The 22,879-nt window shown below is 55.8% G+C and carries 14 protein-coding genes; 6 read left to right on the top strand and 8 right to left on the bottom strand.

What is annotated here, in order from left to right; translation table 11 throughout:
• The first annotated feature begins 65 nt into the window (after positions 1 to 65).
• Together Poly51_RS15350 and Poly51_RS15345 are read left to right on the top strand one after the other, a co-directional pair.
• The gene (locus Poly51_RS15350) at positions 66 to 1,403 is read left to right on the top strand and encodes an efflux RND transporter periplasmic adaptor subunit (protein ID WP_146458690.1); all 1,338 of its coding nucleotides are present in this window, start codon (positions 66 to 68) and stop codon (positions 1,401 to 1,403) included.
• Entirely contained in the window at positions 1,400 to 4,564 is a 3,165-nt protein-coding gene (locus Poly51_RS15345) for an efflux RND transporter permease subunit (RefSeq protein WP_146458689.1), read from the top strand. The genes Poly51_RS15350 and Poly51_RS15345 overlap by 4 nt, the downstream gene beginning before the upstream one ends.
• 119 nt (positions 4,565 to 4,683) lie before the next feature.
• On the opposite strand, the gene Poly51_RS15340 is transcribed toward Poly51_RS15345, so the two are convergent.
• Entirely contained in the window at positions 4,684 to 4,884 is a 201-nt protein-coding gene (locus Poly51_RS15340) for a hypothetical protein (protein ID WP_146458688.1), read from the bottom strand.
• A 453-nt stretch (positions 4,885 to 5,337) separates the two neighbouring features.
• On the opposite strand from Poly51_RS15340, the gene corA reads away from it, so the two are divergent.
• Positions 5,338 to 6,357, top strand: a complete 1,020-nt coding sequence (gene corA, locus Poly51_RS15335; RefSeq protein WP_146458687.1) for a magnesium/cobalt transporter CorA — start codon at positions 5,338 to 5,340, stop codon at positions 6,355 to 6,357.
• Positions 6,358 to 6,359: 2 nt separating this feature from the next.
• Here the strand turns inward: corA and Poly51_RS15330 are convergent, their stop codons facing one another.
• Positions 6,360 to 8,510 (bottom strand): TolC family protein, encoded by a 2,151-nt coding sequence (locus Poly51_RS15330; protein WP_146458686.1) that lies wholly within the window; start codon positions 8,508 to 8,510, stop codon positions 6,360 to 6,362.
• A gap of 664 nt (positions 8,511 to 9,174) precedes the next feature.
• On the opposite strand from Poly51_RS15330, the gene Poly51_RS15325 reads away from it, so the two are divergent.
• Positions 9,175 to 9,690 carry a methylated-DNA--[protein]-cysteine S-methyltransferase gene (locus Poly51_RS15325; protein WP_146458685.1) on the top strand — a complete coding sequence of 172 codons (516 nt, stop codon included), beginning with the start codon at positions 9,175 to 9,177 and terminating at the stop codon, positions 9,688 to 9,690.
• A 14-nt stretch (positions 9,691 to 9,704) separates the two neighbouring features.
• Here Poly51_RS15325 and mog read toward each other — a convergent pair whose 3' ends face one another.
• The 4 genes from mog to Poly51_RS15305 all read right to left on the bottom strand — a co-directional run bounded on the left by mog (position 9,705) and on the right by Poly51_RS15305 (position 16,259).
• Positions 9,705 to 10,271, bottom strand: coding sequence for a molybdopterin adenylyltransferase (gene mog / locus Poly51_RS15320; RefSeq protein WP_246114528.1), 567 nt, complete (start codon positions 10,269 to 10,271; stop codon positions 9,705 to 9,707).
• Complete coding sequence (locus Poly51_RS15315; protein ID WP_146458683.1) at positions 10,268 to 13,957, bottom strand: PAS domain-containing hybrid sensor histidine kinase/response regulator; 3,690 nt, start codon at positions 13,955 to 13,957, stop codon at positions 10,268 to 10,270. The genes mog and Poly51_RS15315 overlap by 4 nt, the downstream gene beginning before the upstream one ends.
• A gap of 83 nt (positions 13,958 to 14,040) precedes the next feature.
• A complete protein-coding gene (locus tag Poly51_RS15310; RefSeq protein ID WP_146458682.1) occupies positions 14,041 to 14,994 on the bottom strand; it encodes a hypothetical protein in 954 nt (317 codons plus the stop codon).
• Between the two features lie 68 nt (positions 14,995 to 15,062).
• Positions 15,063 to 16,259 (bottom strand): Gfo/Idh/MocA family protein, encoded by a 1,197-nt coding sequence (locus tag Poly51_RS15305; RefSeq protein ID WP_246114527.1) that lies wholly within the window; start codon positions 16,257 to 16,259, stop codon positions 15,063 to 15,065.
• A 218-nt stretch (positions 16,260 to 16,477) separates the two neighbouring features.
• Here Poly51_RS15305 and Poly51_RS15300 point away from each other — a divergent pair, with 218 nt between their 5' ends.
• Both Poly51_RS15300 and Poly51_RS15295 read left to right on the top strand, forming a co-directional pair.
• Positions 16,478 to 17,122 carry a hypothetical protein gene (locus tag Poly51_RS15300; protein ID WP_146458681.1) on the top strand — a complete coding sequence of 215 codons (645 nt, stop codon included), beginning with the start codon at positions 16,478 to 16,480 and terminating at the stop codon, positions 17,120 to 17,122.
• A gap of 2 nt (positions 17,123 to 17,124) precedes the next feature.
• Positions 17,125 to 19,155 carry an ATP-dependent helicase gene (locus tag Poly51_RS15295; RefSeq protein ID WP_146458680.1) on the top strand — a complete coding sequence of 677 codons (2,031 nt, stop codon included), beginning with the start codon at positions 17,125 to 17,127 and terminating at the stop codon, positions 19,153 to 19,155.
• A 10-nt stretch (positions 19,156 to 19,165) separates the two neighbouring features.
• Here Poly51_RS15295 and Poly51_RS15290 read toward each other — a convergent pair whose 3' ends face one another.
• Both Poly51_RS15290 and Poly51_RS15285 read right to left on the bottom strand, forming a co-directional pair.
• Positions 19,166 to 20,644, bottom strand: coding sequence for a hypothetical protein (locus tag Poly51_RS15290; RefSeq protein ID WP_146458679.1), 1,479 nt, complete (start codon positions 20,642 to 20,644; stop codon positions 19,166 to 19,168).
• Positions 20,645 to 20,649: 5 nt separating this feature from the next.
• Positions 20,650 to 22,722, bottom strand: coding sequence for an AAA family ATPase (locus Poly51_RS15285; protein ID WP_146458678.1), 2,073 nt, complete (start codon positions 22,720 to 22,722; stop codon positions 20,650 to 20,652).
• Positions 22,723 to 22,879 lie beyond the last annotated feature (157 nt).

Here is a 22,879-nt window from a genome sequence, read left to right as displayed (position 1 = left end):
CTTAGGAGCGTGATGCGGTCCGCGTTCCCTTTGCCTGTTAGCCGCGTTTTCTTTGAGGCTAACCCTTGTTGATCCCAACAAACGCTTTCATCGTTTGGCTCTCAGGCCCGTTTCGTCAGCAATTCGATGGCGTGCGACGTCGACGAATAGTGGCATCGCTTTCGATGCTGGTCGTTGTCGTCGTGGGATGCCAGAAAACCGACAAGCCCAAGCATGACGCTGTCAGTCCGGCGAAAGTGGAAAAGCTGCCGGTGGAAACAGACTTAGCCACGGTCACACTGACCGATGATGCAAACCGGCGACTGGGCATCACCACGGTCGCCGTAGCCATACGAGAAGTGACCCGGCGCCGCACGCTCGGTGGCCAAGCCGTTGTTCCCTCGGGCCGAACCATCATCGTCTCGGCACCGCTGGCTGGAATCGTCTCACGCGTGGACAACACTCCGTTGCCATTTCCCGGAACGAAAGTTACCGCAAACCAATCGTTGCTTTCGCTCAAACCACTGCTGTCGGCCGAACGGGATGTGCCGACGCCCGCCGAGCAGGTTCAACTGGTCGGCGCACGAGCCAACTTGATGGCGGCCCAAACCGTTGCAATGGGCGATGTGGATCGCGGCAAGGCCGAAGTCGAAGGTGCACGCATTGCGTTTGATCGTGCGACGAAACTGTTTGCCGATCGTGCCGGCGCGAGACGTGCCGTCGACGACGCCGAAGCTGCGCTGAATATTGCCGCGTCCAACTTGGCTGCTGCGGAAGAACGAGCGACGCAACTTTCAAGCCTGGTGAAGATGCTGGACGTACAGACGCCCGATGGCGAAGCCACGCTACTGCCCATGACGACGCCCATCGGTGGCCTCGTCAATCGGATCGAAGTAAGCGAAGGTCAAACGGTGGCTAGCGGCGCGGTGATGTTTGAAGTCGTCAACTTGGACACGATCTGGATTCGTGTTCCCGTTTTTGTGGATCTACTGACCAGTATTCAAACCGATCAAGCAGCGATGCTGGTCTCGCTTTCGGGTGACGCACTCTCTCCCACCGCCCGAGCAACCCCCGTCGCGGCCCCACCCACGGCGGACGCCATGACTTCGTCGGCCGATCTTTACTACCAAGTCGACAATCGTGAACTCGGGCTGCGGCCCGGCCAACGCATTGGTGTTGAGTTGCCGATGTCGAAGACGGAATCGGCGTTGATCGTTCCCACGGGTGCGATTCTGTATGACATCAACGGGGGCACTTGGGTCTATGAGGTCACCGGTGATCGCCAATACACGCGAAGCCGCGTTGCCGTTCGTTTCGTCGATGGCAACGACGTTGTTCTGGGTTCGGGACCTAGTGATGGCACGCAGGTGGTGGTCGATGGTGCGGCCGAGTTGTTCGGTACTGAGTTCGGAGCCGGTAAGTGAACTGGCTCATCATGACTTCGCTGGAATTTCGCCTGCTCGTTTTCGTCTTAGCGATTGCCCTGATCGTCGTCGGCATCCGCACGTCGGATTCGGTACCGCTGGACGTCTTTCCCGAATTCGCTCCGCCGCTGGTCGAAATCCAAACCGAAGCACCTGGCATCGCGACCGAGGACGTTGAAAGTTTGATCACGGTGCCGATAGAGAACGCGGTCAACGGCATCCCATTTGTGCAAACGGTTCGTTCCAAATCCGTGCTGGGGCTTTCCAGCGTTCGGATGATTTTTGAACCGGGAACCGATCTGTTGGTGGCCCGGCAATTGGTTCAAGAGCGATTGGCCTTGGCGGCTCGGTCGTTGCCCATGGTGGCTCGACCGCCGGTCATCTTGCCGCCGCTGTCGTCGCTGAGCCGCTGTTTAAAGATCGGTTTGTGGTCCGACACGCAGTCGCAGATGGACATGACCGTGCTGACCAAATGGACGATCCGGCCGCGGTTGATGTCGATCGAGGGAGTCGCCAATGTCGCGGTCTGGGGCGAAAAGGAACCGCAACTGCAGGTCATCGTCGATCCCGACCGCTTGCGAGCAAATAGCTTGACGCTGGATGCCGTATTACAAACGGTTCGCGATGCGACGGCTGTTGGCGCGGGTGGCTTTGTTGATACTGCTAACCAGCGTCTTGCGCTTCGCCACGTCCCCGCCATCTACACGCCCGAGCAACTGGGCGAGATCGTGATCGCCTTTCGCGGGGCGTCGGGCAACGGTCAACTTCCGGCGACTACGACCACGACGCCCGCATCACCTGGCACTCCGTTGCGGATCAAAGACATTGCCGAAGTCGCCTACGATTACGCTCCGCCGATCGGGGACGCAATCATCAACAGCCGATTGGGATTGCTATTGATCGTCGAAAAGCAACCCTGGGCAAACACACTGGATGTCACCCAGAACGTCGAGAAGGCGATGGCGGAATTGAAGCCCGCGATGGGCGAAGTCGAATACGACACAACGGTGTTTCGCCCGGCAACATTCATCGAACGCGCGATCACCAATCTGGGGCACTCGATGTTGGTCGGATGTGTTTTGGTCGTGATCGTACTGCTCTTGTTCCTGTTCGATTGGCGATGTGCCGTCATCAGCGCGACTGCCATCCCGCTATCGCTCTTGGCCGCCGTGATGGTGCTGTACTATCGCGGCGGGACCGTCAACACGATGGTGCTGGCGGGGTTGGTGATCGCACTTGGCGAAGTTGTCGACGATGCGATCATCGACGTCGAAAACATCATGCGACGTCTGCGACTCAATGCGAAGCTTGAACAACCGCGCAGCAACTTTGCCGTCGTGCTCGAAGCATCCATGGAAGTTCGCAGCGCCGTCGTCTATGCAACCGTCATCGTGGTGCTCGCGTTTCTGCCCGTCTTCTTTTTGACCGGACTGGCCGGAGCGTTCTTTCGTCCGCTGGCGGCAGCATACATCCTTGCCATTCTCGCATCGCTGTTCGTCGCATTGACAGTAACGCCGGCGATGTCGTTGATTTTGCTGCCCAAGTCCGCCCAGCGCCGCAGCACCGATGGGCCGCTCGTCCGCCTGCTAAAGGCAATCTATCGATCGATATTGGGCTTCGCGCTCAAGGTCAAATGGGGCACGATCGCGGTGACGCTGATCCTATTCGGGTGTTTGGTTTCGACAATTCCGATGCTCGGTGAACAGCTGATGCCCAAGTTCCGTGAGACCGATTTTCTGATGCACTGGGTTGAAAAACCGGGCATCGGGATCGACGCGATGAACCGGATCACGATTCGGGCCAGTGATGAATTGATGGCCGTCGATGGCGTTCGCAATTTCGGATCGCACATCGGCCGAGCCACGGTCGCCGACGAAGTCGTCGGTCCCAACTTCACTGAACTTTGGATCAGCATCGACGACGACAAGGACTACGACACAACCGTCGCCGAAGTCCAAGAGATCGTCGATGGTTATCCCGGCCTGTATCGCGACTTGCTGACGTATCTGACCGAACGCATCAAAGAGGTTCTGACCGGAACCAGCGCGTCGATTGTGGTGCGAGTCTATGGCCCTGATCTGGAACAGCTTCGCTCGACGGCGAAAGAAATCGAATCCGTCATCAAGCCGATCGTTGGCGTGACGACATTGAAAGTTGAACCGCAAGTGTTGGTTCCTCAGATCGCCATCGACATGCGAGTCGAAGCAGCGTCCCAATTCGGTTTGACGCCCGGTGTGTTGATGCAGAGTGTCACAACGCTGGTCAATGGCATGCAAGTCGGCGAAATGTTCCGCGACCAAGCAATCTTTCCAGTGGTCGTCGTCGGCGAGAAGAAGCTGCGAACCGATTTGGCAACGCTGGGCGAGCTGATGATCGACACACCCTCGGGGGCTCAGGTGCCGCTGTCCAGCGTCGCTCGTTTGACGATCGTGCCCGCACCGAATGTGATTCAACGCGAAGGAGCCTCGCGGCGTCTCGACGTGACGTGTAATGTCGAAGGACGGGATCTCGCCTCGGTTGCGACCGATATCGAAGCCGCCGTCCTTTCGAACGTCGAATTCAAGACCGGCTACCACCCTGAGTTCTTGGGCGAATACGCAGAAGCGAAGGCGTCACGTCAACGGTTGCTGCTGCTGTCACTCGCCAGCATCTTTGCCATCACGATCATCCTTTACATCGACTTCGAAAGTTGGCGATTGGTGTTGTTGATTTTAATGGCATTGCCGCTCGCGCTGGCCAGCGGATTGCTGGGTGTCTTCGCCGGTGGCGGCATCATCTCGCTCGGTTCACTGGTCGGTTTCGTGACCGTACTTGGGATCGCCGCGCGCAACGCCATCATGCTGATCAGCCACTACCGACACTTAGCCGAAGAGGAACCCGGCATTAACGCGAAAGACTTGATCCTTCGCGGCGCCGAAGAACGTTTAGCGCCGATTCTGATGACCGCGCTCACCACCGGACTTGCCCTCGTACCGCTGATCTATACCGGCGAACTTCCCGGCCAAGAGATCGAATACCCGATGGCTCTTGTGATTTTGACGGGGCTCGTCGGAGCAACGATCGTCAACCTCTTGGTGCTGCCGGTTTTGTACAGTTGGATCGCATTGGACGGTGATGCCGTCGCCCGTGCCGAAGTCGAATCAACGGACTCGGTTCCGTGACTGCGACCGCTGTTAAAAAATATTTAGCCGCCGCCATCGCGACGGCCGCATCACTGTTGCGAGATACGGCGTCATTCCATTCTTTGGCGAGACATCGGGGGTCGGGCGACCGTGTGAGCTCAATTCTCGTTTAGCTCGCTGCCGACTTGGCGTCGAACTTCGATCATGATCCTTTGCTTCTCGGTCAACTCGGAAGGCTCGGCGGTTTGAGCCTGGGAAGTAACCGTACGGGTGGGGTGCGAGGCGATCGACGATGTGGGTTGGGCATACGTGCTACCCGAAAGAGCGGCCAACAACGAGAGGGCAATTGAACGACGCATCAGAGATTCCTATTTAATAGAAGCGAACTTCACAACGAAGGAACTTGCGATGCACGTTTTGCGCCAGTCCCGGGAAGTTCATCGAACTCTCGAAAAACGGATCAAACGGCAGACCCAACACACTCGATTCCGATTGGTTTTTGCTCGCGCCGCATAAACTTTGATCGTTCCTCAGAACCGCCGGACGCGTGACCGGGATTCTGCGACCTCGGATCACCATCGCAGAGCGGAATCGCCGGAACGGAGATATGTTTCCCATTGTGCGGAAGCTTCGAATGGGCGGTACCTCGGAAACGGCCCCAATGTTGCTTGCTATGTTGTGAGTGCCAACGACGATCTTGTTGCAGCCAATGATTTTGCTTGGCGACACCGCGCACCACTCACCACCGCCGAATCAAAAATCCATCGCGTGCCACGCAAAGCGAGCGCGGGGATCCAACGCGACAACCAATCATGACGACTCACAGCAGCGATTCAACTGGAAAGCAATTGCATCGGAGCGTGATCAACTCGGCTGCATACTGTGACGGTGTAAGGGTTGCGGACGTACCCATCGCGGACTTAGAAGACGCCTGGAAAAATTCCGATCGACTTCTCTGGGTGGGGCTTTGCGAGCCGAGTGAATCGATTTTGATGCACCTTCAACATGCATTCGGCTTGCACGATCTGGTTGTTGAAGACGCTCACCGCGCACACCAGCGACCAAAGGTAGAAGTCTACGACGACTCGATGTTCGTCGTCATCCGCACGGCGCGATTGTCCGATGGTGGTGAACACCGCATCGAGTTTGGCGAAACGCATGTTTTTCTGGGGCCACGCTATATCATCACCGTACGTCACGGTTCGTTGAAATCGCACGCGGGTGTGCGTGCCCGCTGTGAAGCGACTCCTAAGCTGTTGGCTAAGGGAGAGGGATTCGTCTTGCATGCGGTGATGGACTTTATCGTCGATCAGTATTTTCCGGTGATCGATGCGTTAGAGGCCGAGCTTGATGAATTGGAAGTGCATATTTTCAGCGGAAAATTCGTCCGTAGCGTCACGGAAAGGATCTACCACCTGCGCCGCGACCTTCTAGCCATCAAGCAGGCCGTGACTCCGTTGATTGAAGTTTCCTCACAGCTCACCCGAACCAATTCGAATCTAATTTCGGCTGACGCAAGGCCGTACTTTCAGGACGTTCACGATCATGTGATCCGTATCGCCGACTTGATCGATGGTTTACAGCAACTTTCACACACGGCTCTGGAAAGCAACCTCGCGTTGATCTCGGTCGCCCAAAACGACGACATGAAGCGACTTGCCGCATGGGCGGCGATCTTAGCGGTGCCAACAATGATTGCCGGCCTTTACGGGATGAATTTTGAATTCATGCCGGAAATTCGCTGGGCTTGGGGGTATCCTGCTTCGCTCTTGGTGATGCTCTCGGCTTGTTTGATACTTTACAAGTCGTTTCGCAAAACTGGATGGCTATAGTGCTAGGGCGAATCGCTGAATGCTTCGGCTTCGCGAGCCGCCGAATTTCGAAACGGCTCGACAATCACGGGATCCACACCGTCCGCTTCGCTAACCGTCGCATAGGACGGTGCAACGGCTTGTTGAGTGACATCGCCGATGATCTGGCCTGATGTGCTTGCGCTGATGGCGGGGTTTGTGTTTTGCACCGCCGACGGCATGAACGGTCCGCTGGTGAGTGGGGCCGGCACACTGACCGCCGAAGGATCCAATCGTGGTTCCAAGAACCGGCCCACGGTATTGGCATCCGCTGCCGCTCCTGCGGCCCAAGGCCCCTCGGCCAATTGAACTTGGTTGTACGCCAGCAACGATCCCTTTTGACGGTGGATGTCGCGGATCGCCAAATTGTAAGCGAAAAGCGAGCGATAGAACTCGGACTCGCTTGTCACGACCTGACGCTGCGCCTGCAACAGGAAGTTGATGTTGTCGTTCCCGTCGCGATAGCGCCGCCTCAATACATCGACTTGCCGCAGATCAGCCTGGTAGCGGTTGTAATTCGTTTCCAACAACTGATACGTCAAAGCAATCTGCCGCGTCGCGTCGGACAAATCGTGGCTGACACGCAGTTCTGTTTCATCCAGAATTGCACGCTCGCGTTGCAAGTTCAAACGGGCTTCGCGGACGGCCAAGCTAGCCAGGCGAAGGCCAACCGGAAAACTCAACTCAAAGCCTGCTTGGCCTTCTTGGTAGTCGCCGTCGGTGATCGTTTTGTAAAGGTTGTCGAACTGAGACTTGTCGGTGTCCCCGATCAAGTGATTGCCCAGGCCTCGCCATCGATACTGCGCTAAGAAGTCGAGTCGCGGTCGCAGGTTCAGCTTCGACGCAATGACTTCCAGTTCGCGTCGTTTGACAGAGAATCGTTGCCGCCGGACCTCGACACGTCGATCCAGTGCCTGGCCCAAGGCGCTTTCCCAATCGAAGACAACCTTCGCATCGGTCGGGTTGGTCGTCGGACGAATCAATCGGCCGTCGGAAGCAGCCATCCCTATCAAGTAACGCAGTCGTTGTTCCAGTGCATAGAGACCAGCCGTGCCGCCGAGCGACGATTCGACTTGTGCTTGGAACTGATAAAATTGTGAGCGAGCTTGAGCTTCTTCGTCGCTGCGTCCGGACCCAACCTCCAGCCGCACTTGTTGAAACTGAAACGTTTGCTGAGCCGCTTCGCGGCCTTTGATGTTGGCGTCTAAAATTCGGTACGCAGTCGCTAAGTCCCAGTACGCCTGTTCGACGTCAGCAGCCAATTGAATCACTGCGGCTTCGAAATCTGCTAGCGAAACGTCTTCGTTGATGCGAGCGATCAGCACGCCGTTGTAGACGCCCGGCACATTGCTGGGGCCTGCGATTCGGTTGTACGTCGTTCCGGAGCCCTGCAGAAGCGGTTGTCGCCATTCGGCTTCGATGGAGCCCGAAAAGACACTCGGGAACAGGAGTTGGGCGACCGACGGGTCTTGAGTGCGGTTGTATAGAACGTTGTGACGGAGCGCAAATCTAGCACCCGTGGCTGTTTGTTTGGACAGTTCGTTGGTGAAGGTGGCATTCTGGCTTTGCGAAAACGGCGCGAATACCAAAGGCGGCCCACCGCCCACACCCGCGATGGTGAACGGCTGGCGGTTGGTGGGTTGATCGACGTTGTTCCAAAACAATTGCTGGGTGTACTGGGCATCGAAAGCCGATAATGCCGCCTCGGTGCCCTGATTAACGCTTGATGCCGTCACCGAGGGGTCATAGACCGTGCGTGCGGATTGCGGCGACGACACGATCGCGCCACCAATGGATCGCAGTACGGGGCTTTGCTGGACCGCCAATTGAATCGCCTGTTCAAGCGACAATTCGTAAGCGGGAATCTTGGACGGATCCTCAAGCGCTAGCGGTTCGGTCGCCGATTTCGCCGCAAGTTGGGGCGACGTCGCACACTCAGCCACCTGTGGATACTCAATCTCCAAGCCGACATTGTCATGGTAAGACGGCGTATGGTCGTGCGGCCCATCCGGGATTTTTTCCAACTGGCGACACCCACCCACAGCCACGATCACACCACACAGCAATGCGCGAGCGACGCGGCGACGTACGGCTCGTTTTCGTTCGCTTGTCAAGTTCGATGAAATCAAACGCATGGTTTCGTTGCGGTGAATGTGAGGTTCGGGCTCTGATGTTGGCGCCCGGTCACGGGACCGGTCCAAATCGGACGATCCACTTTGCGGGACTGGCCGTTACTAGCCGTATCGGACATACCACTTGCATGACTCGAACAACCGGACTCGAAATATCGTCGTCAAAATCCGTGAAGGCCGCACATCCGGACAAGTCGCTGAAAGCTTTAACGGTCATCCGGGTTCGAGCGCCCAGCGCACGTGCCACGCGACGCGCGTGAAACTGGCTTCCGTGAGTGTTCGCGGGCTTCTGCAAAAAAGCCGTCATCGCCGCGCGGAGGCTCGTTGTCATGAAAAACTCTGGCATTTCGCTCACTGAATTGGCAACGGGAAATCGACAGAAGCCAGCGGGGCAATCCAAATTCCTCGCGATGTTTGCGAGATTCGGCGTGAAGCATTGTGGGTACGACAAACCCGGCATCCCCGATCCGAATGCCTCCCATTTACGGGAATTCGGTGCTGTGAACAAGCTTGATCCTGCTTCCGCAGCCACCCTCGTCGTGTCGTCCACCTGGACGGCGGCACTCGCTAATGAAAGATGTTGGCCGCGAATGACCAACCGCTGGCGCAGACGACTCGCTAACATGGACGTCGGAACGGCACACTTCCTTTGCCACATGGTCGCACGATGAATCACTTTTATTCCCGTTTCCGTTCGCCGGTCGGTGAGCTAACACTCGTTGCCCGAGACAACGATTTGGTCGGAATTTTGTGGGAAGACGAAGATCTCTGCCGCACAAGACTACAGCCTTCGATACCGGCTGATGACCATCCCGTGTTGATCCAGACTGCGAACGAACTTATGGAGTACTTCGCCGGTGAACGCACTGCGTTTGACATTCCGATCTCGATGACCGGCACTCCGTTTCAATTGAGCGTTTGGGAATCGCTTCGGGCGATTCCCTACGGGCATACGAAATCGTACCTGGCGATTGCACAATCCATCGGCAACCCAAAGGCCGTGCGTGCGGTTGGTGGAGCAAACCGGCGAAATCCGATTTCGATCGTCGTTCCATGTCACCGTGTGATCGGATCGTCAGGAAAATTGACTGGATTCGCTGGCGGTCTTTCGGCCAAAGAAAGGCTGCTGGACCTGGAAATGGCTGGTGCAGCGCCGCTGCGAATGTTTTCGCCGAATCTGTGATCGCCGCTTGCCGTTTACTGCTTGGGTCGAAAGGCGACCCAGCGACTTGAATTCGTTTCCAATCTTGGTGGCGGTGGGTCTGATGGACCATCCGAACCAACATCAACGATCAAATCGATGCAGTAAGGAATTGCCGGAAACACCGCATCGAGGCATTCGGCGATCGCACGGGGCTTGCCTGGCAGATTCACAATCAGCGTTTTTCCACGGATGCCAGCCGTTTGTCGAGACAGAATGGCTGTTGGCACTTTTTCGAGCGATACTTTTCGCATCAACTCGCCGAATCCGGGCATCATTTTTTCACAAACCGCCTCGGTTGCTTCTGGGGTCACGTCTCTTGGCGCTGGCCCCGTACCGCCCGTTGTGATCAACAAACAACAACCTTCGTCATCGCACATCTGGACCATCGCTTCGGCGATTCCAGCTTGGTCGTCGGAAACAATGCGTTGCACCGGCGCCCAGGAGCTGTCCAAGACTTCGGCCAGATAGTTCGCAATTGCGGGGCCGCCAAGGTCTTCGTACTCGCCGCGACTAGCGCGATCTGAAACCGTTAGAATTCCGATCCGAGTCGATAAGGTCACTTTGATGGTGCTTCTTTGTTTAAATGTTGTTCGATTGCCCGGACGGCCATTTGAGCGGACGCTTTGGTCATCGCCAGCTGTTCGGTAAGCTCATCCGTGGATGCCGTTTCACAGCCGAGTTCCAACACTTCGGCAACGCGGCTGGTCGGCATCGCACCAACGGACAGCGAAGCTCCCTTCAGTGTGTGTGCCGCTCGCCGCAAGCTGCCGCGATCGTCGGATTGTATCGCGCGTTCAAAAGCTCGCAACAAACTACTGACTTCGCCCAGATAGACGCCCATCAATTCGTTCATCAAATGCTCATCACCACCGACGGTAACGAGCGCTTGTTGCCAATCAATCGCCGATGGCCCAGCGTCCGCTTCCGATTCGTTTGTATCGACTTGATCAGCCATTGGTTTGTCCTGATTTTCCGATGTCATTGGATGGTTTCGGTTGTTTGGCGTTTCACTTGGGTTGACGACTTCAGTCGATTTCGCAGAACCGGATGCGCGTACGGCAAGTAGTTTTTCTCGCAAGCTTGCCACGCGAATCGGCTTGGGAACGTATTCGTCCATCCCAGCATCCAAACATTTTTCCCGATCTCCCTTCATGGCGTGGGCGGTCATGGCGATGATGGGGATGTGCTCGCCGCTGGACTGCTCTGTCATGCGGATCTGATGGGTTGCCTCGTATCCGTCCATCACCGGCATCTGAACATCCATAAGCACGACATCATATTTCTTCAGCGCCAGCATTTTGACCGCCTCGCCGCCGTCACAGGCAACATCGACCGAGTGCCCGTCCTTGGTCAACAAACCGACCGCAAGACGCTGATTGATCTCGTTATCCTCGGCCAACAGAATCCGCAGTCCGTCGATCCATTTGTCGGAATCTTGACTGTCAATCGTATGGGCATCTTCGGACGCATTGACGCCCAAGACGCGAACGATTGCGTCGAACAGTTCTGATTGCTTGACCGGTTTCATCAATCGTTGACGCACATCCAATGATTCCGCGATCTTGCGTTCACCTTCTCGGTCACCGCTGGTCAAGATTACGATTGGCGTTGATCGGATCGCGTCATCAGAACGGACTTCGGTGATGAAGTCATAGCCGCTCATGTGAGGCATATTTACATCGCTGATCACGAGCGCATATGGGACACCGGATGAGGCATCGCATCGCATCGCGTCCAACGCTTGCTGCCCCGATTCGGCCAAGGTCGCGATCATCCCCCAATTCGTAAGAATTTCGCTCAGAATCAAACGATTCGTTTCGTTGTCATCGACGGCCAGCACCTTGGTTCCACCAACGACGACAACGCCACGCTTTTGCGTGGATTCGATGTGCTCCGGTGCCGACTTCAAATCGACACGGAACGAGAAACAGCTGCCCACGCCGACTTCGCTTTCGACTTGAATTTCGCCGCCAAGCAATCGTGCCAATCGCGATGAAATTGCCAGACCCAAGCCCGTACCACCGAATTTTCGCGTCGTGGAGGTGTCGGCCTGCTCGAATTCGTGAAAGATGGACGCGTACTTTTCCGGCTCGATACCAATGCCGGTATCTCGGACGACGACCTCGACTGATTGATCGCCGGTGGATGCATCACTGGCGACATCGTCTGCCAAGCGAACGTCCACCACGACCTCGCCTTTCTCGGTAAACTTGATCGCGTTACCAACAAGATTGATCAGCACTTGCCGTAGCCGTCCGGCGTCGGCGATCGCAAAACGGGGCACCTCGGGTGCGATGCGAAACGCCAACTCGATGCCTTTGGTATGTGCTTTCACACCGAGCGTCTTCATCGTATCGCCTAGACACTCGCGGACTTCAAAGACGCTTGGGTCTAAATCCAGTTTACCCGCTTCAATCTTTGAAAAGTCGAGAATGTCGTTGATGATCGAAAGTAGCGAATCCGCCGATTCTTGAACCATCGACAAAAAGCTCCTTTGGTTCGGATCCAAAGGCGTGTCGAGCACCAAGTCCGTCATTCCGATGATCGCATTCATCGGCGTTCGGATCTCATGACTCATATTGGCCAAGAAATCACCCTTTGCGCGGTTGGCTTTGTCGGCGATCTCTTTCGCTGCCAAAAGTTCTTCGTCAGCCCGTTTTCGCTCGGTGATGTCGTGCCCAATTCCAACCACACCGATCACGTCACCGTTGGGATCGAACAATGGGACCTTGGTCGTCAGCAAACAAATGGCGCTGCCATCGCTGGTGCGATGCGATTCCTCGCGATCCAGCAGTGGACGGCGGTGTCGCATAACGTTTTGATCATCGGCGACGTAGTCGCATGCCAACTCGGGAGGCGAAAAGTCATAGTCCGTGCGTCCCAACAGATGTTCGGCACTTTCGAGTTTCAGCAGATTCAGGAGTGATGCGTTGGCCGTGACGAAACGCCCGGCTCGATCTTTGACATAGATCAAGTCGGGTACGTTGTTAATGATTGTCTTCAACAGGTCGCGTTCGCGAGCCAGTTCTCGTTCCGCACGTTTCTCCTCTGTGACATCCCTCGAAATGCCGAACGTCCCGATCACGCGTCCGCCTTTGTCCTGAAGCGGCACTTTCGTTGTGCTGCACCACGTTTCGATGCCGTCGTCGTAGGTTTCGTGCTCGATTTGGGCCAAGATGGGTTGACCGGTTTCCATCACTTGGCGTTCATCCGCCATCGCGTTGCGTGCGTGCTCGCGTGAAAAGAAATCGGCGTCCGATTTTCCGATTGCCAGTCGCGGTTCGTCGAGGCCAAACTTGGCGGCGCAGCTACGACTCAATCGAATGAACCGACTTTCGGCGTCCTTAAAATAAACTGAATCGGGAACCGTTTCTAACAAGGTGGAAAGAAGAAAGCGTTCGAATTCGACCTGATGTTCGGCATCCATCTGATTGGTGATATCCCAAAACATGATCTGGATTCCGACCACATCACCACGTGCGCTGTGAACGGGCGCCTTCCACACCTCGACATGCATTTGCTTGTCGTCCGCAACTTGATGCCGTTCGACATCGTGATAGAGTTTTCCGGACTGTATGACCTCAAGATCGTCGGCCATATACTTTTTGGCCAGATCGGCCGGGAATAGATCGAAATCGCATTTTCCGATTAGATCTTCGACGTCAAGTCCGATCTGTTCACAGGCCCGAGCGTTTGCATATTGAATTCGGCCGCGCACATCCTTGCGCAAGATACTCAAGGGCAAGCTTTCGACCAGCGACAGATAGACCGCCTCGGCATCGTTGAGTGCTAGCTCGATATGGCGCCGATCTTCGACGATTCGCGTCAGGCCGTGAATGAATGCATTGTCGCCGGATTGATCGGATTCATTGTTTGCACGATCGATCTGTCGAACCATTGTGTCGTGAAGCCAAAATGCCTTGCCGTCCGGTTTAGTGATCCGATACTCGATCTCGATCGGGCTTCCACAGTTTTCATCATCAATGGCCGATGAAGCGTCAGCGACTCGGTTGATCGCCGCGATGACACTTGCACGATCGTTTTCGTGGATGCGGCTGAGTCGTTGATCGCGATCGCCGATCAATTCGGCCGCGGAACATTCAAAAACATGCTCAGCCGATGGTCCAACCCACTTCCAGTCGCCATCGATTGACGCAATCCACCGAAACTCGGTCGCCAACCTCTTCAAGGCGTTGGGCGCATCTGTCGCGGTACTGTCGTCCGATCGGCCGGCTAAGTCCGTCATCGCGTTCCACTTGTCAATGGTGTCGAGAAGGCGGAAGTCGTCCGCTCGCCGGTTCCATCATAGTGGGTACGCGAGCGTGTTTGTCACATTCGTAGACGCAAAAAATCCGCCCTAACGATGGTTTCGGTCGTTGGCTGAATCATTTGCATTTCAATGAACTCGATGCGACCGAGTTTGACCGGTCGTTTGCCGTCCGCCGGATCGAGCAGTTCGTCTCGTGAGATGACCAAAAGGGTCGGTTCGCCACGGCGGAGCGTGAATCGTTTTCGGAAAATATCGCGGTAGTCATCGGCTCGGGAATAGTCGATCACATTGATCCATACTTCTGCGGTCTCGAACGAATGGTCCGAATCCAGTACCACGTCCCATTCGATCGTTTTCAGTTTCGACCAATCATGCTTCAAATCGATCAGTGTCACCGCGGGATGCTCGGCGACTGGAAAGGTAACTTCCAGGCTGCGTTTTCCGTGCGTTGCGTCAGTCGTTGTTAAGCGACCCTCGGTTTGGTTGAAATACCATCGTTCCAATTCCGCTTTCGATTCGAACGATGCGAGCAGCGGAAAATCCTTTTCCAGCGCCCGGACGTCACGAAGCGTCCCAACCGGCCCCCACCAAACCAATGCGATCAAGAATCCTGCGGCTCCCCACAAAAAGCGCGGAACGATTCGATCCGCTGGATTCAGCTTTCTGCGGCGATAGGCGATGTAGAGACAACATCCCGCTAGTATGCCCAACCCGTTGGAAAGTGCGTCGTGTAGCGATGGGCTTCGGCTTGCGAAAGACTGCGCGTATTCCATCGCAACTCCGAACGCGAACAGTAGCAACGCGATGACCGCGATTCCGACCGCCGACGGAAGCATATGGAACCTTGCAAGCCAACGGCTCAAAAGATGAATGGAACCGATGGCAAGACAGCCAAACAATGGCGCATGAACCATGTCGCCGATCGCCGACGACGTTCGTCCATAGAACGGCATCGGCATCAGCAGCGATGTGATGACTGCGACCGCCGCTAACACGGCGATCAAAATCAACATCGCTGGTCCCTTGCGAATCGACGCTGGCGATTCGATCGGCGTCGTACTTTTGAGTGGCGGAGTATCGATTATCTTCGCGCCGCAGCGTGCTTCAGTGGCAACCAAGCAGCATTTTCGTTGCTGCTGTTGACGCATTGTTGGATGAAGTACATGCCTTCGACGCCGTCGTAAACATTCGGATAGACCGTGTTGACACGTTCAAACGACTCGCCCGCCGCACGCTTTGCCATGTCGTCAAACGCAGCAACGTAGACGTTGGCAAACGCTTCAAAGAACGCTTCGGGATGCCCCGCTGGCAACCGACAAGCACCCGCGCCCGCGGCGTTGGTGTGTGGTGCGTTCGGGTCGCGGGTGTAAATCTGGTGCGGTTTTCCGTTCTGACGAAAAATCATTTCGTTGGGATTCTCTTGCCGCCATTTCAGCGAACCCTTGGTACCGTCAATTTCTACCTCGACGTCATTTTCGCGGCCGTGGCTGATCTGTGACGCTGTGCAAGTTCCCAACGCGCCGTTTTGATAACGAATGACCGCGGTTCCGTAGTCATCAAGCTTTCGGCCTTCGACAAATGTTTTCAAATGGCAGCTTACCGTATCGGGCATCTCGCCCGTCATGAAACGGCCCAGATTGTAAGCGTGCGTGGCGATGTCACCGAACGCACCGGCCGCACCGCTCTTGGTCGGATCGGTCCGCCAAGCGGCTTGTTTTTGGTCTTCTTTTTCAAGGTTCGTTCGCAGCCAACCTTGAATGTATTGAGTTCGGATCGCGTTGATCTCGCCCAACTCACCGCCCAAAATCATTTCGCGAGCTTGGCGAACCAACGGATAGCCGGTGTAGTTGTGAGTGACTGCGAAGACGACGTCGCTGTTTTTTACGGTTTCCAAAAGAGACTCTGCTTGCGCAAGGTCGAACGTCATCGGTTTGTCGCAAACGACATTGAACCCCGCTTCGACTGCGGCGCGGGCGACCTCGAAGTGCAAATGGTTTGGCGTTGCGATGCTGACGAAGTCGATGCGTTCATCTTCGGGAAGTTTCGACTCGGCGTCGAGCATCGCTTCATAGCTTCCGTATGCCCGAGAATCGGCGATCCCGTAATCGGCCGCAGAGGCTTTTGACCGTTCGGGGTTGCTCGACAGGGCCCCCGCGGTCAAAACGGCACGATTGTCTAAGCATGCTGCGATCGAGTGAACACGGCCGATAAACGAACCGGCGCCGCCGCCGACGAGAGCCATCCGGAGCTTGCGATTCAGAGGTGCGTTGATTCCCATCAGATTTGTTAGCCTATGAGTGCGGGGGGAGGTGCGGTCGGGCTGGAGTCACGCCAAGTTGTTTCAGATGCAATCGTAAAGTTCAGCTCCAATGCGTACAATTCCCTACCCTGTTCCAACTCGGCCCCCAAATTTCCACTTGGCCTGTCGATCACCCGTCGATTCTCGGCCAAAGTCGCGTATCGTTCGTCTCGTCCCTTTTCCCGGAGCAATTCCCGATGTCGTTTCCAGACACTTTTTCAAGCGAAAATCAAGTCGAGTCCAGCCCCGCGACCGCCCCGATGGCGGTAATCGACATGAACCAAACGTCATGCTGTAGCGGATGGGGACGCTGGGCGATGTTGTCTGTGGTCGTCGTGGCCATCGCATCAGCCGCCTATTTTGCAGGTCGCGCCGACCGAGCCGAATCGCGTTTGGCGGAATTCGACTTGCCGCTTCTGCACGCCAATGCCGCTGTGTCGAGCGAAAAATACTCGATCGCGACGGGAACGATCAGCGAAGAAGCCGATGGACTATTCGTCTTGGATCACAATTCAGGCTTGCTGCAATGCTCGGTGATCTACCCGCGATTGGGGCGATTCATGGGCCAGTTCACCGTCAACGTAGGTGATGCATTGGGAACCGGCGGAAAAGGCGGCAGCTATTTGATGTTAACCGGTCGCGCCGATTTCCCGCGGGCAAGCAATAACCCCGTCGGTTCGACGGTCGTGTACGTGATGGATACGGGGACGGGCAATTACGCGTCTTACTACGTGCCGTTCAATCGCCAAGCCGTAACGACCGGCCGTGCCCAACAAGACCTCATCAAATTGATTGCCACGGGTTCTGCTAACCCTGTGATCGATCGCGACGCACTGCGCTAACGATGTCGACGAACAACGGATTGAAATCGCTCACCGACGGATTGAATGATGCCCAAGCCGAAGCGGTCCGGACGCTGTCTGGGCCGATGTTGGTGCTTGCCGGCGCCGGAACGGGCAAGACCCGCGTCGTAACGTTTCGCATCGCCAACCTGATTCGGCATGGTACAGCACCGGATCGGATTCTGGCCGTGACGTTTACCAACAAAGCGGCCGGTGAAATGCAGGAGCGGGTCGGTGAACTGATTGGCACCGGCAAGCGGCGACGAAAGAACGAACCCGCCCCACCCAAGCCGACCGTCAGCACCTTTCACGCTCACTGCGTCCGTATCTTACGACGACACGCCAAGGCGCTTGGGTACCCGGCGAAGTTCTCAATCTACGATCGCAGCGATCAAGAAACTTTGGCGCGAGGAATCTTGCGCGAGTTGCGTCTGCCGGGAACCGCACTGAGCCCCGGCGACATGCTGAACATCATCGGCGGTTGGAAAAACCAATCGATCAAACCCGATCAAGCAGCCTACGTCGCGTCGACCGACAAAGAGCACTTTGCCGCGTCGGGTTACCGCCGCTACCAAAATGGACTGCGGGCGTGCGGAGCCATGGATTTCGATGATCTACTGCTCAACACCGAAACCTTATTCGATGAACATGAAGCGATCCGTGACGAAGAAGCGGCGAAGTTCGATCATGTGCTGGTCGACGAATACCAAGACACCAACGGTTCACAATACCGGATCACCAAACACTTGTCGTCGAAGCACCGCAATCTTTGCGTCGTCGGCGATGACGACCAATCGATTTACGCTTGGCGCGGCGCGGACGTGACTCACATTTTGAACTTTTCCAAAGATTGGCCCGATGCCAAGGTCGTATGTTTGGAAAATAACTATCGCAGCACGGCCGAAATCTTGACGCTGGCCAATCGGTTGATCGAATTCAATACGACACGGCACGACAAGACTCTGATTCCCAGCCGGCCGGCCGGAAAACGCCCTAAAATCGACCAACATAAAGACGAGATCACGGAAGCCAAATCGGTCGTCGCACGGATCAGCCACCTGATCGACAACGAACACGTCCAACCGCGTGACATTGCGATCCTGTTTCGCACCAACGAGCAGCCTCGATTATTCGAAACGGAACTGCGAAAGGCGAAGGTGCCCTACGTCATGTTGGGCGCCCAGTCGTTCTTTGACCGAAAAGAAGTCCGCGATCTGTTGTCGTATTTGAAATGGATCGAACAGCCCAACGATGAAGTCGCGCTGTTGCGGGTGATTAACACGCCGCCGCGTGGATTGGGGAACAAGACGGTGCAGACGTTGATCGCCAAAGCAGTCGATCGTGGCGTCCCGGTCTGGGACGTGATGACCGATTCAACAGCGACATCCGAATTGCCGGCAGCCGCGCGGGCGGGCATCGAAAGCTTGGCATCGATCGCCAAAGACGTGCAACTACGCGCCAAGAACGAATCGTTGACCGCAGCAATGGAAACGTTGCTTGTCCGAACTGCGTACGCCGACGAATTGACGCGACTGTACGACAAACCCGAAGAACGCGAATCACGGATGGCGTCGATCGGCGAATTGACCAACGCCGTGGGGGCTTACCAAGACGGTGACGGCGAACGCGATCTGACAGGATTTCTTGGCGAGATCTTGTTGTCCGGTAAAGACATGGGCAGCGAGAAAGACAAGCTGGCCAAACAGAACGCCGTTTGGTTGCTAACGCTGCACGCCGCCAAGGGCTTGGAATTCCCGGTCGTGTTCATGGTGGGGATGGAAGACGGATTGATCCCACACAGCCGCAGCGTCAAGAGCGGCAATGAAGAAGACATCGCCGAAGAACGTCGCTTGTGTTATGTCGGAATCACGCGAGCCCAAGAAGACTTAACAATGTCGCTGGCTCTGACCCGTCGCAAATGGGGAAAGCCGCGACCAACAACGCCTAGCCGATTCCTGTACGAAATCGTTGGCAAAGCGGAAAACCCGAACAAGTATCGTAAGAAGAAACCCGGTCGAACGCTCGGCCGGTAAGCACGCGACATCAAAGCCCTTGCAACGCGACACCGCCGGTCGCGATGGCCAGCTTCATCAGATCGTCGTTGGCTTCTTCGACGATGAAAACGTGAAGCACGATGCCCTTCAGCTCTTTGACTTGCACATTGATACCGTGATCACCGTCGGTCACGATGATCAACTCGGGTCGTTCTGCATCGATGTCGGTCACCAACTGCCGAATCCGCTTGACGCCCTCGCGAAGTGCCAAGTTGATGTCCGTGTCGTCGCCGATAAAGAATTCGTAGTTCAGCTTACGAATCTCTTCGCGAACCTCAGCTACCTCGTTGACCAAAATTTCGTCGTGAACCATGGAATCAAAAAAACTGTAACCCAAGACGGCTTCACGACGCCCGACCGCGCGAAGTCGGTTCATCAAGATCGCCAGCAATTTGTAGATTCGTTCGCCCTGTTGCATCGATTTACTTCGATCCAGCATCGCGTAAAATAACTGCTTTTTATCGCTGCGTTTGATCTTCTCGCGGACCATGAAACTCTTGGTCGCCAATCGATAGCGAAAATACTTGGACGACGCCACTTTGATGGCCCACGCCGCCGGCGCCATTCGCGGAAGTTCGTCGAACGACTGCATCATCCGCATGCGAGTTTGATCGCCGTCGGCCGCGGGGATCATCTTCTTTTCGAACCGCGGCTGAAACGCGACGTATTCATTGGCGACACGCGAGATCCGCATCAGCGCTTCCAAGCTGGGTTCGGCCAGCATTCGTGATGCGACATTCAATCGACGGACGGAAAGCGGATGAATTTCTTTTTCGGACGTTACCTTGCGCATGCCGCCGAAACACTCGCTAAACAGCGATGCGATCCGACCTCGGGTGTCGATCGTTTCGATCAACTGGATCGACGTGACGCCACGATCCCTCGCCATTTGGTCGGGATCGATTTTGTCGGTGGGTTTGAGCATCCGTTCGTCCGGCAAACACTCTAGCAATTCGATCTCGTCGGCTTCGAGTCCGCCGACCTCGGCGAGCGCCCAATTGATCTGTTCGCTAACTTTCTCGGGCGGGATGCCAACGACCAGCGAACGCTTGGCCGTCGCGATCACTGCGACATTCGCGATCGCCCGATCGATGTCGGTGCGGCCCTTGATTCGAACGAATTCGACATCGCGAAGCAGCGATGCCAACTGATAGTACATGTCGGCGTCACGCACCGACCAATCCAAATAGTCGTCAAGCCACCGAGCGATCGGCCACATCCGCATGCGGTACGTCAACCGAGTCCGACGTGCGATCTCGGTTTTGCTGGCGACTTTTCCTTCGTCGATTAAATGCACGCCGTCCCAAATGATCGGCAAGGGCAAGTGGTGCATCCCGATCGCGTCGAGTTTCCGCACGACTTCGTTGGTATTGATTTGCTGGCGACGCTCGCTGGTTTCCGGCAGCGTCACGTGAGTGTGAAAGCGGATGAAGTCGCGAAGACGTCGTTCGATTTTGGTTTGCGACACTGAATCTACGTTCCCGCCTCGATTTCGGCCGCGATCTCAGCGACGCGAGCCGCTGAAACCTTTTGCCACGCCAGCAGCTTCGGATCGGATATCTGCAAGTAGTTCAACTCATGCTGCAATCGATCAATGCTGGACATCAATTCCAACATCGCCGCGATCGCTTCATCATTCACCTCGCCTCGCTGCGCGGCGTCTAACCCTCGACCGGCCGCGAAAATTTTGTCGACGTCATCCATCTTTCCTCGCAGTCGCTCGGCCCGTTCGTCAATGTCGCTGAGCAAGACTTCGACACCGCCTTCTAGCAACGCCGATCGGATCAGTCCTTCGACGTCGCGCTTGTAGGATTCCATTCCCTGAACATTTCGGATCGTCAAAATGTCTTCGACAATCATCTTCTTGCGGCCATGCCGACCGACGCTATTGCCCGCCAAACGCAATCCGCCCAGCGCAATTCGCGGCGAGACGTGAAATCCCGTTTCGCGGTCTTCGTTCAAATTGGCGATGACGTGCGCATAGATTCGATGCAGCTTGCGCTTATCGGCGCTGGCGGTCGGGTTGGCTTTATGGAACAGCCCCTCGTAGTCGGATTGTTCGTAAGAGGGCCAACGCACTTCCAGTTGCAGAGGAAATCTTTCCAAAAGCGCTTTCACCGCGTCGCTGTCCTTGGCGTATTGCCGCGGATCTTTGTTCGTACATGCGATGATCGCCTTGGACTTCATCGGCACCGCGTTATTGCCGTTCATGAACGACTTACGGGTAAGAACGTCCTTCAACGGCAAGAGAGCCTGGGACGAAGCGTCGAGAATTTCTTCCAGCACGACAACTTCGTGAGGCAGAAATGATCGGTCAGTATCGTATTCCAAACAAACGTCCAGTTTGGCAATGTTGGGGCCGCCCCAGAGCCGATCCTCGCTCATGCCTTCGCCGAACGATTGCAGAAAAATTTCTTCGTCGTCGTATCCCATCACACGAAGGGCCGCCATCACCATCTCGCTCTTGCCATGGCCGCCCGGTCCCCATAACAGCACATTGCAAGGCTGTACGAAAGCCAGCGTCAACACGCGGACAATTTCGTCGCAATGGATAAAATTCGGTTGCAGCGCCGACGCGATCAGCTTTGGAATCTCGCGGCGAGTCTTCCGCAGCGGCCCATCACCAACGGACGAAAAGTCACCGTCGTCCAATTGAATTCGAAAGTTGGTATCGTCGGGCAGGTGGCGATCGATCTTGCGATCCAAGTCCGCGGTGTAGGACTGCATTCCTTGGACAAACCGAATGTTGTGGAACGCGGGGCCGGTAACGCGATCATCGCCGCGAATCCGTGCGCTGCGCGTGACGACTTCCAGTGCCTGAATCGCCATCCGCGGCGACATCACAAACGTCTTTGTTTCGTTCAGTCCCGCGATCACAGCCGCTAATCGCTGGTGCAGTTCACGCCCTCCTTCCGATGCGGTTGGCCGAATTTTTGCGAACAGCTCGGCATAGTTCTTTGCTTCATAGGCGGGCCAACGAACCTCTTTTTGCAATAAAAACCTTTCCATCAACGCCAGGATCGCGTCATTGCCGTCGCTAAATTCACGAGGGTCCTTGTTCGTGCATGCGATGACGACCTTCGCCTTCATGGCAACGCGTTCGGCACCGTTGATGAAGATCCGCCGCGTCAAAACATCTTTGAGCGGCAACAGCGATTGAGCCGGTGCGTCAAAGATCTCTTCAAAGATGACCGCACGATACTGAGGTGCCAAGAATGAACGGGAAGTGTCGTACCGCAAGCACGTGTCGAGCGAAGCCATGTCGGGGCCGCCCCACAACCGGTCTTCGCTCATTCCCTCGCCGAACGATTGAATGAAGATTTCATCGTCCGACAAGCCGAGTGCCTTCAGCGCCGTGACCACCATTTCGCTCTTGCCGTGCCCACCCGGTCCCCACAACAATAAATTGCAAGGTTCATAGAAAGCGGCTGATAAAAGGTCCGCAATCTCATCGGCATAAACGAACCGTTGCCGAAGCGATTCCGAAATGACCGGTAGAATTTCGGACCGTGGCGTGGGCAACCAATTCCAATCGCTCGGTGGCACGGTGGGTTTCCCTAGAACGGGGAAGAAAAAGAAGATGGATTCGAAGGGATCTTAGTTTACCGCGTTTTTTCCTGTCAGGTTTGCTACTAAGATTGGTACAGATCCGTAACAACGCATGTTTTTCACCCAGCGGTGGGCGGTCTCGCAATTTTCTCCA

The organism is Rubripirellula tenax (assembly GCF_007860125.1).
GTDB classification, from domain to species: domain Bacteria; phylum Planctomycetota; class Planctomycetia; order Pirellulales; family Pirellulaceae; genus Rubripirellula; species Rubripirellula tenax.
Note: the sequence above shows the minus strand (reverse complement) of the source record. Positions and strands in the feature narration are given on the sequence as shown.